This is a genomic window from Streptomyces endocoffeicus (assembly GCF_016741935.1).
GTDB lineage: Bacteria > Actinomycetota > Actinomycetes > Streptomycetales > Streptomycetaceae > Streptomyces > Streptomyces endocoffeicus.
In genome coordinates this window covers 325,365-340,315 of the sequence record NZ_JAERRG010000001.1, presented here as the reverse complement: position 1 = coordinate 340,315, position 14,951 = coordinate 325,365, and the positions used below count along the sequence as shown (strand labels likewise).

Sequence of the window (14,951 nt, the reverse complement as noted above, 5' to 3'; positions counted from 1 at the left end):
ATGGAGCAGAACCACCGACCCGCCCGCCGCCGGGCGGCCGCGTCGCTGTCCGGAGCATTGCCCCCGCCGGCGCTGTGCGGCTTCCTCCTGCTGCTCGTGGTGGTGTTCGCCGCTTCCTACGCCGTCGGCACGAGCGTCGGGCCCGTCGCCCCCGGCATGCACGGCACCGGCACGTCACAGGACGGCTCGGGAGGCGGCCACGACGGTGGCGGCATGGACATGGACGGCATGGGCACGGACCAGGGAAGCGGGCGCTGATGGCCGCCGAATCGACCTCTGTGACGGTCGTGACCGACCTCTCCGTCGGCGGAATGACCTGTGCGGCCTGTGTGCGGCGCGTCGAGAAGAAGCTGGCGAGACTGGACGGGGTCACGGCGAATGTGAACCTCGCCACCGGCCGGGCCCGGGTGAACCACCCGCCCGGAGTCGGCCCGGACCAGCTGATCGCGGCCGTCGAGCAGGCCGGCTATTCCGCCGCGCTCCCCGAGCCGCCCAGGAAGCGACGGCACGAGGACGGGGACGAAGCGGAGGACGCCCGGCGGGAGCGCGACCGGCTGGTGATCACGACCCTGCTCGCGGTGCCGGTGCTGGTCCTGTCGATGGTTCCCGGTCTGCAGTTCCGCAGCTGGCAGTGGCTGTGCTTCGTACTCGCCGCGCCCGTCGTCGTCTGGGGAGCCTGGCCCTTCCACCTGCGGGCGGCGCGCGGACTGCGACACTCGGCGGCGACCATGGACACCCTGGTGTCGCTGGGAGTCGTGGCTTCCTTCGCCTGGTCCTCCTACGCGCTGTTCTTCGGCGGCGCCGGTGAACCCGGCATGCGGATGCCGTTCAGCCTGGTGCCCACCGCCTCGGACGGCGTCGCCCACATCTATCTGGAGGCCGCCGTCGGCGTACCGCTGTTCGTCCTGGCGGGCCGCTGCCTGGAAGCACGGGCCCGGCGGGGAACCGGCGCGGCACTGCGCTCACTGGCCCGGCTGGCCGCCAAGGAGGTCTCGGTACGCGATGGCGACGGCGAGCGCCTGATCCCGATCGAAGAACTGAGGGTCGGTCAGGTCTTCGCCGTCCGGCCCGGGGAGCGCCTGGCCACCGACGGCACGGTCGTGGAGGGCGGCTCGGCCGTCGATCTCTCCCTGGTGACCGGGGAGAGCGAACCGGTGGAGGTCGGCCCCGGCGCACCGGTGATCGGCGGTGCCGTCAACGCCGGAGGGCTGATTCTCGTACAGGCCACCGCGGTGGGAGCCGACACCCAACTGTCCCGTATCACCCGGCTGGTGACCGAGGCCCAGGCGGGCAAGGCACGGGCGCAGCGGCTCGCCGACCAGGTCGCGGGGGTCTTCGTCCCCGTCGTGCTCGCCCTGGCCGTCACGGTGCTCGGATTCTGGCTCGGGGCCGGCGCCGAGCCGCAGGCGGCGATCACCGCGTGCGTGGCCGTCCTGGTCGTGGCGTGCCCCTGTGCGCTGGGCCTGGCGACCCCCACCGCGCTCATGGCGGCGACCGGCCAGGGCGCCCAACTCGGTGTCCTGGTCAGCGGGGCACGGGCGCTGGAGGGACTGCGGCACCTCGATGCCGTGGTGCTCGACAAGACCGGCACTCTCACCTCCGGGCATATGAGCGTCGCCCGGGTCACGGCCGTGCCGGGCGGACTCGGCGAGGAGCGGGTGGTCCGGCTGGCGGGCGCGGTCGAACAGGGCTCGGAACATCCGCTGGGGCGCGCCATCACCGCGTACGCCCGGCGAACCGTTCCCGGGGAGCCGCTTCCGGCCGTGGCCGACTTCCTCGCGCTGCCGGGGAGGGGCGTCCGCGGGCGGGTGGCGGGTCGGCTGATCGAGGTCCTGGCCCCGGACGAGGAGTTGCCTCCCGCCCTGGCCCGGGCGCTGCGGGTCAGCGAGACCGCCGCCCGCACACCGGTCATGGTCCGCGTCGACGGCGAGACCGAGGCGCTGATCGAGATCGGGGACGTCCTGCGACCGGGAAGCTACCGGGCCGTGGACCGGCTCCGCCGCCTGGGGGTGCGACCCGTGCTCGCCACCGGTGACCGGGAGGCGCCCGCCCGCGCCGTCGCCGCCGACCTCCGCATCGAGGAGGTGCACGCCCGTTGTACCCCGGAGGACAAGGCCGCCCTCGTCCGCGAGCTGCGGGAGCGGGGCTGCCGGGTCGCCGTCGTCGGCGACGGTGTCAACGACGCGGCCGCCCTGGCCGGCGCCGACCTCGGCATCGCCATGGGCACGGGCACGGACGTGGCGATCGGGGCGGCCGACGTGACCCTGGTACGCGGTGACATCGAGACCCTGGCGGACGCGGTCAGCCTCGCCCGTAGTGCCCTGGGCACGATCCGGTCCAATCTGCTGTGGGCGTTCGGCTACAACGTCGTGACCGTGCCGCTGGCCATGGTCGGCCTGCTCAACCCCATGCTGGCCGCGGCCGCGATGTCGGCCAGCTCGCTGCTCGTGGTCGGCAACAGCCTGCGACTGCGGGTCTGGCAGCCGTCACCGACCGGCAGACCGACGGGCGGGCCGACGGGCGGGCCGACGGGCGGGCCGACCGGCGGACGCCCTGCCCGGCCCGCCGCCCGGACGCCACTGTGATGCCCCTGTTCGCCGCTTGTGGACCGCCTGCCCGCGACCGTTGCCCGATACCGAGGTGGAGACCCGCCCGATGACGAATCCCTCCTGGACGCCCAGCCACCGTCGCCTCACGGACTCCCTGCGGGTCGCGGCCGCTCCGGCCTGCGCCTGTGTCCTGGCGCTGGGTGGTCTCGCCGTGTGGACCGCCTCGGGCAACGCGGGCAGTCCCCCGCGTATCGACGTCACCGACGCACGGCTCTTCCTTCCCGCCCCGGGAGTGCCTCGGACCGCCGCGTTCTTCCGGATCAGCAACACCGGCGGTGTGCGGGACCGGTTGGTCGAGGTGACGTCCTCCGCGGTCACCGGGAGGATCTCGCTCAGCCGTCACCGGATGACCGGGCGTGGATCGGCCTACCCGCAGGCCGCGGAGTCCCTGCCGGTTCCGGCGGGTGGCACGCTCGACATGTCACCGTTCACCAGTGATGTGACCGTCCCGGCCACGGCCCGCTGGCGGGCCGGAGACCTGGTGCCCTTCACCCTCCGTTTCGAACGCGGCGGACGTGTTGAGGCCAACGCCGTCGTCGTGCGGCCCGGCGAGGGCTGAGTGAGCCTGCTCGAACGCGGGCGACGACTCCCGCCTGGTTCATCGGTCGGCTCCCCGCGGTCCGCGAATGTCGGCGGGAGCCTGACCGGCGAGAAGTTCACCCAGGCCCTGGCGGGTGACGGCCAGCACCACGCGGTCCTGTGACCGCAGGACGTAATCGGGGCGCGGTTCCCACACCAGGGCGGGCTGCCGGGCGGCTCCGTCGTAGCGGGGTGCCGCCGCGAGGTCGCGTTGCCGGTCCTCGGGTTCGGCCGTATCCAGCGCGATCACCCGCCAGGCGCCCGGTGCGAACGCTTCGGCGACGGTACGTCCCTCCAGTTGCGGATGTCCGGCGACGTGCAGTGCGGCGAAGATCAGCACCCGCCGCTCGACCGGTATGGCGCCCAGGACCTGGCGGCCCATCATCGCCCCGGCGAAGGCGGGCGCCGCCAGGCTGGAGACGCTGCGGCTGCGGGTCAGCGCCTGTGGATGCGCGGCGCGCAGGGTGCGGTAGACGGCGGTGGCGAACTGGTCGTCGTACAGGCGCAGGGCCACCCGCAGCCGGGGTTTCACCGAGCGGGCGTACAGTGTCGCCTCCAGGTTGGTGGTGTCGACGCTGGTCAGGGCGAGCAGGGCGTGTGCGCGTTGGATCTTGGCGGCCTCCAGGACGCCCTCCTGGGTGACATCGCCGATGACGGTCGGTACCCCCAGCCTGCGGGCCAGCGGGATGCCGCGAGCCCCGGGATCCTCTTCCACGCACACCAGGGGGATGTCCATCTCCCGGAGTCTGGCCAGGACCCGGGTGCCGACCTTGCCGAGCCCGAGCAGCACGACGTGGCCGGAGAGGCCGCGCGGAGGCCGGCGCAGCGCGGACGCGGTGCGGAAGGTGCCCAGCGCTTCGAGCGCGGCGGCCACCAGGACGGGCAGCAGGAGCAGTCCGGTCAGCCCGGAGAGGAGTTGGAGGATCTTGCGTCCGGTCGGCTCGTCGAGCGCCGGGTCGTCGATGGCCAGGACGTCCAGCACCGTGAGGTAGGCCCCGTGGAGGAGACCGGCCCCGGTGAAGTACCAGGAGGCGATGGCGAGCCCGAGCACGGCGGTTGCCATGCCGGCGACGGACCAGCGCAGTCGGCGGGAGAAGAGTGAGGCGAGCGGCAGTCTGCGGCTGCCGAGCCGACGAGACGGCAGCGGGCCGCCGGTGGCGGAGACGGCCTCCAGCACCACCGTGCCGCGCCCGGTGGCGGCGGCGACCTCCTCGTCTCCTGGCAGCAGTCTGGGCCCTTCGTCCCCGCTGCCCTCGGAGCCCTCGCTGCCGGCCGGGTCGCTGGTGGTGGACGAGAGCAGGGCGAGGGTGCACAGCCCCGGATCGGCGACCTCGTCGGAGCCGGACGGAAGACGCTCGGCCGCGCGCAGCAGCAGCCCGTCGGCCTGCACCACCTTGCTGGTGCCCGCGACGGCGGTGGCCGCGAGCGCGGGGGCGACGGTGTCGGCGTCCGACAGCACGGTGGTGGCCGCGTCCAGCTCGGCCGGGTCCATACCGGGGGCGGCGACCCACGCCGCCTGGTCGAGTAGCTCCTCCAGGTGCTGGCCGAGTTTGCGGTTGTAGAGCCGGATGACCAGGCGCAGCCGGGGGTTGAGGCGGCGAGCGCGGAGCGCGGCGTGGATGTTGGCCTCGTCGTCGTCATGGACCAGGGCCAGCGCCGTCGCATGCTCGATCCCCGCCTGGGCCAGCACCTCGTCGTCCAGCGCCGGGGGTTCCATGACCTCCACTCCCCGGTACGGGGCGGCGTCGTCCGGGGACGTCGGCAGCGGGCCCCGTCCGACGGCCGTGCTCAACCGGCCGAAAAGCGCGGCGGCACGGCCTCCCGCCATCCCCCGCCCCGTGGGTTCCGCCAGGGAGACACCGCCCGGGATGATGAGCGTCACCCGTGCCCGGTAGACGTGGTGGAGTTCCGCGGCCAGGCGGTGTGCGAGCGCGTCGTCACCGCAGACGACCATGTGCGGTGCGGTCGGCCGGGGTGGTGCGGCGGATGAGGAGAACACGACGTCGAAGCCCCCGTTCGGTCAGTGGGTGCCGGCGGTCACCTCAGGGCGAAGTACCGCGGCCACAGGTATCCGAGGCACAGTGTCACCGTCACGGCGGTGACGACCAGTCCGTACCGGCACCGTGGAGCTTGACCTCAGGACAAGGCCAAGGCTCAAAGGGCCCGAAGAGCACCGTTTTTCCTTCCGCTGGGCAGAAAGCCGGCTTCCGGGTGTCGCCGGCGCACCTTACGGTGCGGTCGCGCTGCGCTTCCGCAGCGCGCACCCGCGCCGCATCCTGGAGGTCCATCGATGCGTCCAACCCGTCGTCCGTCCAGCAGGACATCGCCGTTACGGTCCCGGTCCCGTGTCGTGGCCGTGCTGTTCGTGCTGGCGACCACCCTCGCCTCCGCGCTGTTCGCCGTCTCGGTCACACCGACCGCGGCCGCCGCGCGGCAGTCCCAGAGCAGGCCCGCGACCGGACCGTCCGCCGAGAGCGCTGCCGTCCTCGCGGCGATCCCGAATCCGACCACCGCTTCACTCGAGGCCACGAACGGGCCGCTGGCCACCGCCACTTACACCGTTCCCAATCCGAGCGGGTACGGGTCCGGCACGATCACCTACCCGACGGCCGGTGGCTCGTACCCCGGCGTCGTGCTGATGCCGGGCTACCAAGGCACCCAGCAGAACCTGCAGTGGCTCGCGCCCCGCCTCGCTTCCTGGGGCTTCGTCGTCATCAACGTCGGCACCTCCACGCTGGGCGACGATCCCGCGTCGCGCGGCCGCCAGATCAGCGCCGCCGGCACCCAGCTGATCTCGTTCAGCTCCACCGCCGGCAACCCGATCTACGGAAAGGTGAACGGCACGCTCGGTGCGGCCGGTCACTCGATGGGCGGCGGCGGTGTCATGGCGGCCCTCCGGGACGACTCCCGCTTCAAGGCGGGCGTACCCCTGGCCCCGTACTACCCGAACCAGAACTTCTCCGGAGTCACCGACCCCACCTTCTTCATGACCTGTCAGAGCGACCCCGTCGCCCACGCCAACACCTACGCTCTGCCCTGGTACAACTCCATGTCCCAGGCCGAGAAGCTCTTCGTCGAGGTTCCCGGCGACCATCTCTGCCCGATGACCGGCTACGGGAACAAGGCCAAACAGGGCAAGTGGATCGTGTCGTTCTTCAGCCGCTGGCTGTACGGCGACACCCGCTTCAGCCCGTTCCTGTGCGGTGCCGCGCGGGAGGCGGACAAGAACAACCCCTCCCTGGTCACGCGCTGGCAGGACACCTGCGCGTTCTGAGCGGATCCTCGTAGGAGCACTGGGCAGGGCTCCCGCGGTCCGCCGCGGGAGCCCTCCTCACGAGCCCGTGCTGCTCGCTCCGTCCGTAACCGCGCCCCGCGGAGGCGTCGGCTCACGCGCCGTTCTGCCGACGGAACAGTGCCCGGGAGATGGTCCGGCCGGTGGCCATGACGGCGGGCGCGAGCGCGCTCTGTCCGGCGGCGGCCCCCGGAACGACGGACACGGCGGCGACGACCTCGCCCGTCGCGTCCCGCACGGGGGCCGCGGCCGACTTCGTGTCCCCGGGGCCGGGCCACCGGCCCTTCATCGCGAAGCCCGTCCCCTCCACCTCGGCGAGCACGCGACGCAGGCCGGTCGCCGGGGCATGGTGGACCAGATAGCGTTCCTGGACAGTGGCCCCCGCGTACGCGAGGAGCACCAGGCCGTCACCGGTGGTGTGCGCCGGGCGCCGGCCGCCGACCGGTTCGCCCGCTCCGCCGGTGTCCGGGGCGCCGATCCGCTCGACGAGCACCGTCTCCATGCCGTCCAGCACCGTCAGCCGAACCTGCTGCCGCCCGGTCTCCCGGTACAGGCTCACGAGGAAGGGCATCGCCACGTCTCTCAGCTCCAGCCAACGCGGGGCCATGGCCGCGACCGCCCATAAGTGCAGGCCGATCTCGTAGCGGCCGTTCCGGTGCCGTTCGAGCGCACCCCAGGACAACAGCTCGCCGACAAGCCGGTGCGTAGTGGCCAGTGGCATCCCGGTGCGCCGGCTGATGTCCGAGAGGGTCAGCCGACGGCGTTCTCCGGCGAACGCGTCCAGCACGCTGAGAACCCGGCCGGTCACCGAGCGGGGGGCCGGTGCCTTCTCGGCGGGCGCGCCGCTGGGCGGAGGTGGAGGCGGCGCTGAACGCATCTGGGGATCCTTTCGGCGGATAGGGCCGTGTGCCGCACAAAGGGGGTCATGCATTGACATGCATACAACAAAGCTTCAGATGTGCGTGGAGGCAGGGCCACCCCTCGCCCCCGGATATGAAGCTGTCGTTTGCGCATAAGACAGTCGTGCACACCGCGGTGTTGCCCTTCCCCTGCCCGGGGAGCACGAGCGGACGGCCGGATTGATGCGGATGACGCATCGACAGATCCCGGTCCGGACGCTGGACGCCGTTCGGACACGGCTTGGAGACTCACCCTGATACGGCGACGCCCCGCCACCTGCCTTCACCATCTGCCCCGCCACGCGTCGGCGCTCACCACGCCCTACGGCTCTTCCTCGGTTCACCGCACCAGGCGAACGGCTCGACATCCGGCCCCCCTTCGGGCCGCCCGACACCTTACGGAGGACCTGTGCGCGACATCACCAGACGTACGGCGCTCACCATCGCCGCGGGGACCGTCACCGCCTCGACGGTCAGCAACGCGGCCACCGCGGCGGCCGATGCCCCCGCGCCACACCGGCCCGCGGCGTCCGGAGCCAATCCCGTTCTGCGGACCGCGCTCGTCACACAGGTGACGCCCAGGAACAACTGGCGGGTGACCGCCGTCGCCATCCGCTACGCGGCCCCCATCGACTTACGCGGCGGCGTCATCCCGCCCTCCGCGTTCCAGGTCACCGCCGACCTCGGTGGGCAGAGCGCGGCCCGAACGGTCACCCGGGTCTACCCGAACACCGTGGCCAGGACGGACGACCTCCGCAACGCCGGACGGCCGGGCAGATACCTCGTCATCGAACTCGACCCGGACGACGCCAACGCACGGGCCTCCGGCACCGACCCTCTTCCGCTCCATCGCGCCTACACCGTCAGGCAGCTGGCCGATGTGCGGACCCCCGGTGGTGACCTGGTGCTCGCGGCCGGTCCGCTGGCGGTCCGGAACGACGACGTCATCACCCCGGTGGTCGACGACTTCACGGCGGGATCGTTCACCGACTCCACGGGATTCGAGCTGGCCTTCCGGCTGTACCAGCCGGAAGGGTCCGCGCGGAGTCCGGGGGCGGCCACCCGGTATCCGCTCGTCGTCACCCTGCACGGCGGCGGCGAGGTCGCCGACAACAACATGACCCAGCTCACCGCCAATCGTGTCGCCGTCACCTTCGCCAAGCCGGAACGCCAGCGCCGGCACCCGGCGTTCGTGCTCGCCCCCCAGATCCCGCTGCCCCGCCCCATGGACGGACCCGACGGAACCGACTGGACCGACCCCAAGGTCCGCGCGGCGCTGGTCGAACTCATCGACGCCTTCACAACGCAGCGCCCCGTCGACGCGGATCGGCTCTATCTCGTCGGCCTGTCATCGGGCGCGCGAGGCATCTTCAACCTGCTCCCGAGGCGTCCCCACACCTTCGCCGCGGCCCTGGCCACCGCCGGCTGGGGCGACCCGTCCACCATGGACCGGATCACGCACATCCCGATCTGGGCCGATCACTCCATTGACGACCCGGTGGTCCCCTACCGCGAGGGACGGTTCGGAAAGCCCGGCACCTGGACGCTGATGAACGCGTTGGAGAGCGCCGGTGCGCAGGTCACCCGCGGGGAGTGGGCCAACGACCTGCCGAAAGCGGAGTTCGAAGCCCGCTCCAAGGCCCTGCTGAACCGGGCCCGCCGGGCCGGCAGCCATGTGCTGTTCACGAGCTACCAGCCCGGAACGACGCCGGTGAGCCCGCACTTCGCATGGGCCCAGACATACGAGAACGACGTCGTCATCGACTGGCTCTTCGACCAGTCCCGTTAGCCGTACCGGCCGCGCCTTGCTGCCACGCTGCCCTGGGTGGCCACGAAAGGCCAGGGCTTGAGCCCGGATGCGCCCGGCCCCACCGCGCTGGTGGGACCGGGCGCTCCGCTACCGGGTCCGATCGCAGTGCACTGGGCTTCAGCCCGGTGGTGAAGCGATTCTGAGAGGCGCTCTGACCCGCGCTGCGCACGGTCCGCACTGTCGACCTCAGCTCAGACGGGCCGGTTCTGCTGCTCGATGTACTGGGTGTGAAACCGCCCGCGCCGCAGGCGAGGCGTTCCCGAAGACCGGGGACCTGTCCAAGCTGCCGATCACCGAGTGCGGCCCGCTCGGCGGGCTCCAGCTCGAAACGGCCGTGCGGATGGCGCCGCGGCTGCCCCCGTGCTCGTGGACGCGTCGGCCGGCGCCCGCGCCGTCGCCACCGTCGCCACCGAAGAAGTCATCCGCGCCGTGGAGGCGGTTGGAGATGCCGGCCTGCTCCTCGAAGACGACCGGGCCCTCGATCCCGGCCTCGTCCAGGACGAGGTTCTGGCGGTCGGTCGGCTGCTGGTCGGTCGATACCCGCTTGTGCGTCAGGTTGGCCATGCCGCTTCCCGCTGTGGTGGTCGCATTCCTTTGCCGACAGGTGGGTTGCCTTCGGGATCTCCCGAGGCGATTACTTGGCTAGCCACATAATCGATGCTACTTTTATGTGGCTGGCCACGGAAAGTGGTCGGCACAGCATGCGACTCGAGGAGACCACAGCCATGAAGGCCATTGTTTTCGACGCGTTCGGCGGCACCGAGGTCCTGCACGAGGCGGAGATCGACATTCCTCAGCCCGGCCCCGGCCAGGTCCGGGTGCGTGTACAGGCTGTCGGCGTCAACCCGGTGGACGGCAAGATCCGCTCCGGTGTCATGGAAGCCATCTTCCCCACCACGCTGCCCGCCGTGCCGGGCGGGGAAATCGCCGGTGTGGTCGACGCCGTCGGCGAGGACGTCGACCACCTGAAGGTGGGGGACGAGGTCCTGGGCTGGTCCGACACCGGCTCCTACGCCCAGTACGCCCTGGCACCCGCGGCCGTCCTCGCGCCCAAGCCGGCCGGCCTGGACTGGGCACACGCCGCCGCCCTGCCCGTGGCGAGCGACGGTGCCGAACGCGTGCTGGACCTGCTCGACGTCACCTCGGGTGAGACGCTGCTGATCCATGGAGCGTCCGGCGCGCTCGGCACCATCGCCGTCCAGCTCGCCGTCGCACGCGGCGCCCGCGTTATCGGCACTGCCGGAGCCGCCAACCAGGAGTACGTCACCTCGCTCGGCGCGACCGCGCTGGTCTACGGGGACAACCTGGTCCAGCGGGTCCGCGAGCTCGCCCCCGAAGGGGTGGACGCCGTCTTCGACGCCGCGGGCAAGGGCGCACTGGAGGACTCCATCATCCTGCGTGGCGGCACCGACCGGATCGTCACCACCGCCGACTTCCGCGCCCGCGAACTCGGCATCGTCTTCGCCGAGGGCCCGCAGCGACGCTCCGCCGCGCGGCTGGCCGAACTGGCCCAGCAGGCCGCCGACGGCACACTGGTGACCACGCTCAGCGCCACCTACCCGCTGGCAGAAGCCGCCAAGGCGCAGCAGGCCAGCGATGCCGGCCACAACCGCGGCAAGCTCGTCCTCACCATCAACTGACCGATCAACCCCACTCTTGTAATGAGGGAGCAGCAATGTCCGACACCACCTCATCGGAGCTGCCGAACGCGGCGCGCGACGGGCGATTGAGCTACGCCATCTTCCAGCTCGCCCGCGCCCACCGCGCCCATGCCGCCGCCATGCTGCGCGCCCTGAACCTGCACCCGGGACAGGAACTGCTGCTGATGCAGCTCTTCGACCACGACGGCCAGACACAGGCAGAACTGCTGGAGCGTGTCGGCCTCGACCACTCCACCGTCTCCAAGTCACTGCGCCGCATGCAAGAGGCCGGACTGCTCACCCGGGAGCCCGCTCCCCACGACCGGCGGGTCATGGTGGTCAGCCTCACCGATACCGGCCGAGCCCTGGAGGAGCCCATCGCCGACATGTGGCGCACCCTGGAGCAGATTTCCGTGCGCGATCTGCCCCCTGACCAGGTCGAGATGTTCACCACGTGTGCGCACACCATCGAGAAGTCGCTCAGGGACGCCGGCCAACAGGTACCCGTCAGGTAATCAGGCACCCCCAGGCGGCCCACTCACCAAGGACGGCCCCAAGCCCCTGCACCCTGCACCCTGCACATCCGAGTGTGGGAATGCGGGGCCCGCGGAGCCGTCCTCGACCGGGACATCAACGCGGCGGTCAACGTCGCCGAGGCCGCCGTACTGGCGGTGTCAGCCTGTCGAGCGCAGGTAAGACCGGTACTCGTATCCGCCGGGAGCGGAAGTCATTTGCTCACCTTGACGGAGAACCAGTCCACGCTCATTCCCTCACCCGAGGTGGTGTCCGCCGCCGGTGAGGTGCAGCCGCAGACCTTGTTCGGGTAAGAGCCGCCGACCGCGACATTGAAGATGGCGAAGAACCCGTGGTCCACCGCCTTCTTCCAGGTCTCGGCGGACACCTGGTTCTGCTTCACCGTGAAGGTTTCCTTGCCGTCGCGGTAGAAGCGCAGCTGTTCGGCGGAGGTGTCGGTGCGATCCACGATCACGGAGTACGTGTGGTAGTCGGTCTGACAGCCTTCGCACGGCAGCAGATCGCTGGTGATCCCGTCCGGGTCGTGGCACTCGCCGGCCCACTCACCGCAGTGGAAGGTGTTCGAGTGCTTGCTCAGCCCGTTGACGGCCTCCATGATGTCCAGCTCACCGATGCTCGGCCAGTTGGTGGCCCCGACCGGGCGGGCGTCGGCGCCCATGGCCCAGAAGGCGGGCCAAATTCCGAGGGCCTTCTCCGGGTTGGGCTGCTTGAGGGAAGCGCTGATCTCCAACTGTCCACCGGCGGGCGCCTCGAAGTCGGTGCGCTGGGTCTCCACACGGCCGGAGGTCCACTTACCGGAACCGTCGCGGATCGGCTTGATCACCATGTGCCCGTCACCGTCGTGGTAGACGTTGTCGGTCGAGTCCGTGACCGACTCGATCTCGCCGGTGCCCCAGTTCGCGGCGCCACCCGGGTAGCCGGTGCCGATGTCGTACAGCCAGTCGTTCTTGTTCAGGCCGGTGCCCGCCGCGCCGTTGAAGTCGTCCTGGAAGACGGTGGTCCACTCGGCCTTGGCCGCGGGCTCGCCCGCGGCGGCGGTGTTGGAGGACACCGTGAGAGCCAGCAGTCCGGTCACCGGAAGCGACAGGGCGGCCACGAAGGCCAGAACGCGTCGTCGTCGGCGGCGGGGTTTGGCGTCCGCCGTCGTATCTGAGGAAGTGATCCTGATCCTGAACATGTGGGGGGCTGCTTTCGTTTGAAGTAATCGCAGTGACGGGATGTGCGAGCCCCCGTAGCCCGCTCCTGGCGTGGGGGCGATGGGAGATCGGGCTACGGGAACTCGGGCACAGTGGGCAGAGCGAGCGCCGATGAGGTCGAGAGAGCGCTCACACGGAACGACTGTCTTGGACCCGGCCCTTGTCGGTCAAGGGCCGTGCTGAATTCACTAGTTGAATGAAGGCGCTCGGCTTGACCGCATCGCTGCGGAAGTATCGATCGCCCCACTTCAGAGTTGGAGGCATGTCCGGAGCGCCGGTGCTCTCGCTCGCCAACTCTTGACGGCGTGCCATGCCGTCATCGGGGGCGGCCGCCGCGCCGGCCATCACGGCGGGCCCGCCTCCGGTGAAGGCTCGGTTCAGCGTGTGCGTCCGCGGGGTTTGAGGACATCCAGGAAAGCAGCTCTCTAACTCACCCGCGCCGACTTCGAAACGCCATGATCGGCGAACCTGGCCAGAGGTACCCCAGTCTCGACGCCGTTGCCCGCGACACTGGATACGACGGCACTATGGCCGGCACCTACCTGCCCAGCGACCTTGATGTCGGAACGTCGGGCCAACGCACGAGGGAGGGCGGGTGAGGGGTCAGCCCTGACCGCTTTCTGCTCCCGGGGCTTTGCGCGTGACGTCGTCCGGAGTGGCCTTGATGACGCGCGGAGCGCTCGTGCCGTCAGCCGGGGAGTCGTCGGCCTTCATGGCTCTGGCTTCGCTCTTGAAGATGCGGGCCGCTTTGCCCGCGGAGCGGGTGAGGTCTGGGAGCTTCTTGGCGCCGATCAGGACGATGACGACGATGAGGAGAAGGGCGAGCTCGCTGAGGCCCAACATCGGTGAGTGTCTCCTCCGGTAGGTTGCGGGCGCTGAGAATGCCCCTCGAATGACGAGATCAATCTACATAAATGTAGAAGCGCGGACCAGGGGGCCATGGGCCGCTGGCTACGATGAAGCTCCTGTCCGGGGCGGGCGGCATGCGACTGGAAGGAGGCGGGGTGTGAAAGACCGGGAGCATGGCCGACGTCGAGGTCAGGGCGAGCTGGAGGTGCAGGTCCTGGCGGCTCTTCGCGAGGCACCGGAGCCGGTGAGCACGGGGTGGGTCCGTGAGCGACTTGGCGGCACTCTCGCCCACACCACTGTGATCACCATTCTCACGCGGTTGCTGGCCAAGGGCGCGGTGACTCGGGAGAAGGAGGGCCGGACGTTCGTCTGGACGGCGACGGCCGACGAAGCGGGCCTGGCGGCGCTGAGGATGCGGCGGGTGCTCGACGGGGAGAGCGACCGCGAGGCGGTGCTGGCCAGCTTCGTGACCGGCCTGCCGCCGCAGGATGAGCGGATGCTGCGGGGTCTGTTGGAGCGGGCCGGGGAAGCGGAGGAGTAAGGGAACTCATGGGAGTCTTCGTCTTCCTCCCGCTCGTGCTGCCCCTAACGGCGTGGCCGATCGCCCGTCTGGCTGAGCAGCACCTGCACCCGCGTGCGGCGACCTGGCTGCTGTCGGCGGTCGCCGGGGTGTTCGCGGTGTGCAGCACACTGTGTCTGGCGCTGTTGATGGTGGTCGGCACCGCGCAGTTGCCCGGCAACCCGCTGCCTGACGGCTGGTCGGATCCGGAGGTGCGCGAGGCCGTCCCGTCCGACGAGGTGACGGGCAAGGCCGCCATCCCGGCTCTGATCGCCGTGCTCGCCGCGTGCGCACGAGTTTTATGGCGCCACCAGCGAGTGCGGCGCCGCGCTGAGCGTGCCCTTGCGGGCCTGCCCGCCACGCCGGTGGCGGTGCTGCCCGATGAGTCGCCGTATGCCTACGCACTGCCGGGTACGAGAGGCCGGGTCGTGGTGAGTACCGGGATGCTCGCCGGGCTGGGCTCGGCCGAGCGTCGGGCGTTGTTCGCTCACGAGCGCGCGCATCTGGCCCACCGGCACCATCGGTTTCTGCTCACCGTCCAGCTCGCGGCGCGGGCCAACCCGTTCCTGCGCCCGCTGCGGACCGCGGTCGTCTACACGGCCGAGCGGTGGGCGGACGAGGAGGCGGCGCAGGCGATCGGCAGCCGGCGCACCGTGGCACTTGCGGTCGGCAGGTCCGCGCTGATGTCGGGCGGTGCGCCGGTCGCCACGCTGGCGGGTTTCGCTGCCATGGGACCGGTGCCGCGTCGGGTGGCCGCTCTACTGGGCCCGGCCCCCGCCGGGCGTATCTGGCCCCCAGTTTTCACGACGGTGGGTCTGGCCGCCTGGGGGGCCGCGGTGGGTACCACGGCCTCGGCGCTGTCCTCGGCGAACTCGGCGGTCACGCTGGTCGCGATTCTGCATGCGACCACCTCGGTGTAGTGGGGACGCTCGCCACCACAAGGAGATTGCCGCCGCCTAGCGGACCAGCTTGCCGGCGCGCGTG

The 14,951-nt window shown here is 71.0% G+C and carries 14 protein-coding genes; 9 read left to right on the top strand and 5 right to left on the bottom strand.

What is annotated here, in order from left to right; genetic code table 11:
• The 3 genes from JK364_RS01550 to JK364_RS01540 all read left to right on the top strand — a co-directional run bounded on the left by JK364_RS01550 (position 1) and on the right by JK364_RS01540 (position 3,168).
• Positions 1 to 258 (top strand): hypothetical protein, encoded by a 258-nt coding sequence (locus JK364_RS01550; protein ID WP_201846689.1) that lies wholly within the window; start codon positions 1 to 3, stop codon positions 256 to 258.
• On the top strand, positions 258 to 2,585 hold the full coding sequence (locus JK364_RS01545) for a heavy metal translocating P-type ATPase (RefSeq protein WP_201846687.1): 2,328 nt from the start codon (positions 258 to 260) through the stop codon (positions 2,583 to 2,585). The genes JK364_RS01550 and JK364_RS01545 overlap by 1 nt, the downstream gene beginning before the upstream one ends.
• A 70-nt stretch (positions 2,586 to 2,655) precedes the next feature.
• Positions 2,656 to 3,168, top strand: coding sequence for a copper chaperone PCu(A)C (locus JK364_RS01540; RefSeq protein ID WP_201846685.1), 513 nt, complete (start codon positions 2,656 to 2,658; stop codon positions 3,166 to 3,168).
• A gap of 39 nt (positions 3,169 to 3,207) precedes the next feature.
• Here the strand turns inward: JK364_RS01540 and JK364_RS01535 are convergent, their stop codons facing one another.
• On the bottom strand, positions 3,208 to 5,142 hold the full coding sequence (locus JK364_RS01535) for an NAD-binding protein (protein WP_201848815.1): 1,935 nt from the start codon (positions 5,140 to 5,142) through the stop codon (positions 3,208 to 3,210).
• 396 nt (positions 5,143 to 5,538) lie between these two features.
• Here JK364_RS01535 and JK364_RS01530 point away from each other — a divergent pair, with 396 nt between their 5' ends.
• On the top strand, positions 5,539 to 6,462 hold the full coding sequence (locus JK364_RS01530; RefSeq protein WP_307841125.1) for an alpha/beta hydrolase family protein: 924 nt from the start codon (positions 5,539 to 5,541) through the stop codon (positions 6,460 to 6,462).
• 112 nt (positions 6,463 to 6,574) lie between these two features.
• Here JK364_RS01530 and JK364_RS01525 read toward each other — a convergent pair whose 3' ends face one another.
• Positions 6,575 to 7,357: an IclR family transcriptional regulator gene (locus JK364_RS01525; RefSeq protein WP_201846681.1), complete on the bottom strand. Its 783-nt coding sequence runs from the start codon at positions 7,355 to 7,357 to the stop codon at positions 6,575 to 6,577.
• A gap of 431 nt (positions 7,358 to 7,788) precedes the next feature.
• Here JK364_RS01525 and JK364_RS01520 point away from each other — a divergent pair, with 431 nt between their 5' ends.
• A complete protein-coding gene (locus JK364_RS01520; RefSeq protein ID WP_201846679.1) occupies positions 7,789 to 9,168 on the top strand; it encodes a PHB depolymerase family esterase in 1,380 nt (459 codons plus the stop codon).
• A 207-nt stretch (positions 9,169 to 9,375) separates the two neighbouring features.
• Here JK364_RS01520 and JK364_RS54965 read toward each other — a convergent pair whose 3' ends face one another.
• The gene (locus tag JK364_RS54965) at positions 9,376 to 9,753 is read right to left on the bottom strand and encodes a hypothetical protein (protein WP_230991258.1); all 378 of its coding nucleotides are present in this window, start codon (positions 9,751 to 9,753) and stop codon (positions 9,376 to 9,378) included.
• Between the two features lie 161 nt (positions 9,754 to 9,914).
• On the opposite strand from JK364_RS54965, the gene JK364_RS01510 reads away from it, so the two are divergent.
• Both JK364_RS01510 and JK364_RS01505 read left to right on the top strand, forming a co-directional pair.
• The gene (locus JK364_RS01510) at positions 9,915 to 10,829 is read left to right on the top strand and encodes an NADP-dependent oxidoreductase (protein WP_201846677.1); all 915 of its coding nucleotides are present in this window, start codon (positions 9,915 to 9,917) and stop codon (positions 10,827 to 10,829) included.
• A gap of 35 nt (positions 10,830 to 10,864) precedes the next feature.
• Positions 10,865 to 11,344, top strand: coding sequence for a MarR family winged helix-turn-helix transcriptional regulator (locus JK364_RS01505; protein WP_201846675.1), 480 nt, complete (start codon positions 10,865 to 10,867; stop codon positions 11,342 to 11,344).
• Positions 11,345 to 11,556: 212 nt separating this feature from the next.
• On the opposite strand, the gene JK364_RS01500 is transcribed toward JK364_RS01505, so the two are convergent.
• A complete protein-coding gene (locus JK364_RS01500; RefSeq protein WP_201846674.1) occupies positions 11,557 to 12,540 on the bottom strand; it encodes a glycoside hydrolase family 16 protein in 984 nt (327 codons plus the stop codon).
• A 622-nt stretch (positions 12,541 to 13,162) separates the two neighbouring features.
• Positions 13,163 to 13,402: a twin-arginine translocase TatA/TatE family subunit gene (locus tag JK364_RS01495; RefSeq protein WP_201846673.1), complete on the bottom strand. Its 240-nt coding sequence runs from the start codon at positions 13,400 to 13,402 to the stop codon at positions 13,163 to 13,165.
• 163 nt (positions 13,403 to 13,565) lie between these two features.
• Between JK364_RS01495 and JK364_RS01490 the strand changes: the two genes are divergently transcribed.
• The gene (locus tag JK364_RS01490; RefSeq protein WP_307841124.1) at positions 13,566 to 13,949 is read left to right on the top strand and encodes a BlaI/MecI/CopY family transcriptional regulator; all 384 of its coding nucleotides are present in this window, start codon (positions 13,566 to 13,568) and stop codon (positions 13,947 to 13,949) included.
• Positions 13,950 to 13,957: 8 nt separating this feature from the next.
• Positions 13,958 to 14,887 carry a M56 family metallopeptidase gene (locus JK364_RS01485; protein ID WP_201846671.1) on the top strand — a complete coding sequence of 310 codons (930 nt, stop codon included), beginning with the start codon at positions 13,958 to 13,960 and terminating at the stop codon, positions 14,885 to 14,887.
• Positions 14,888 to 14,951 lie beyond the last annotated feature (64 nt).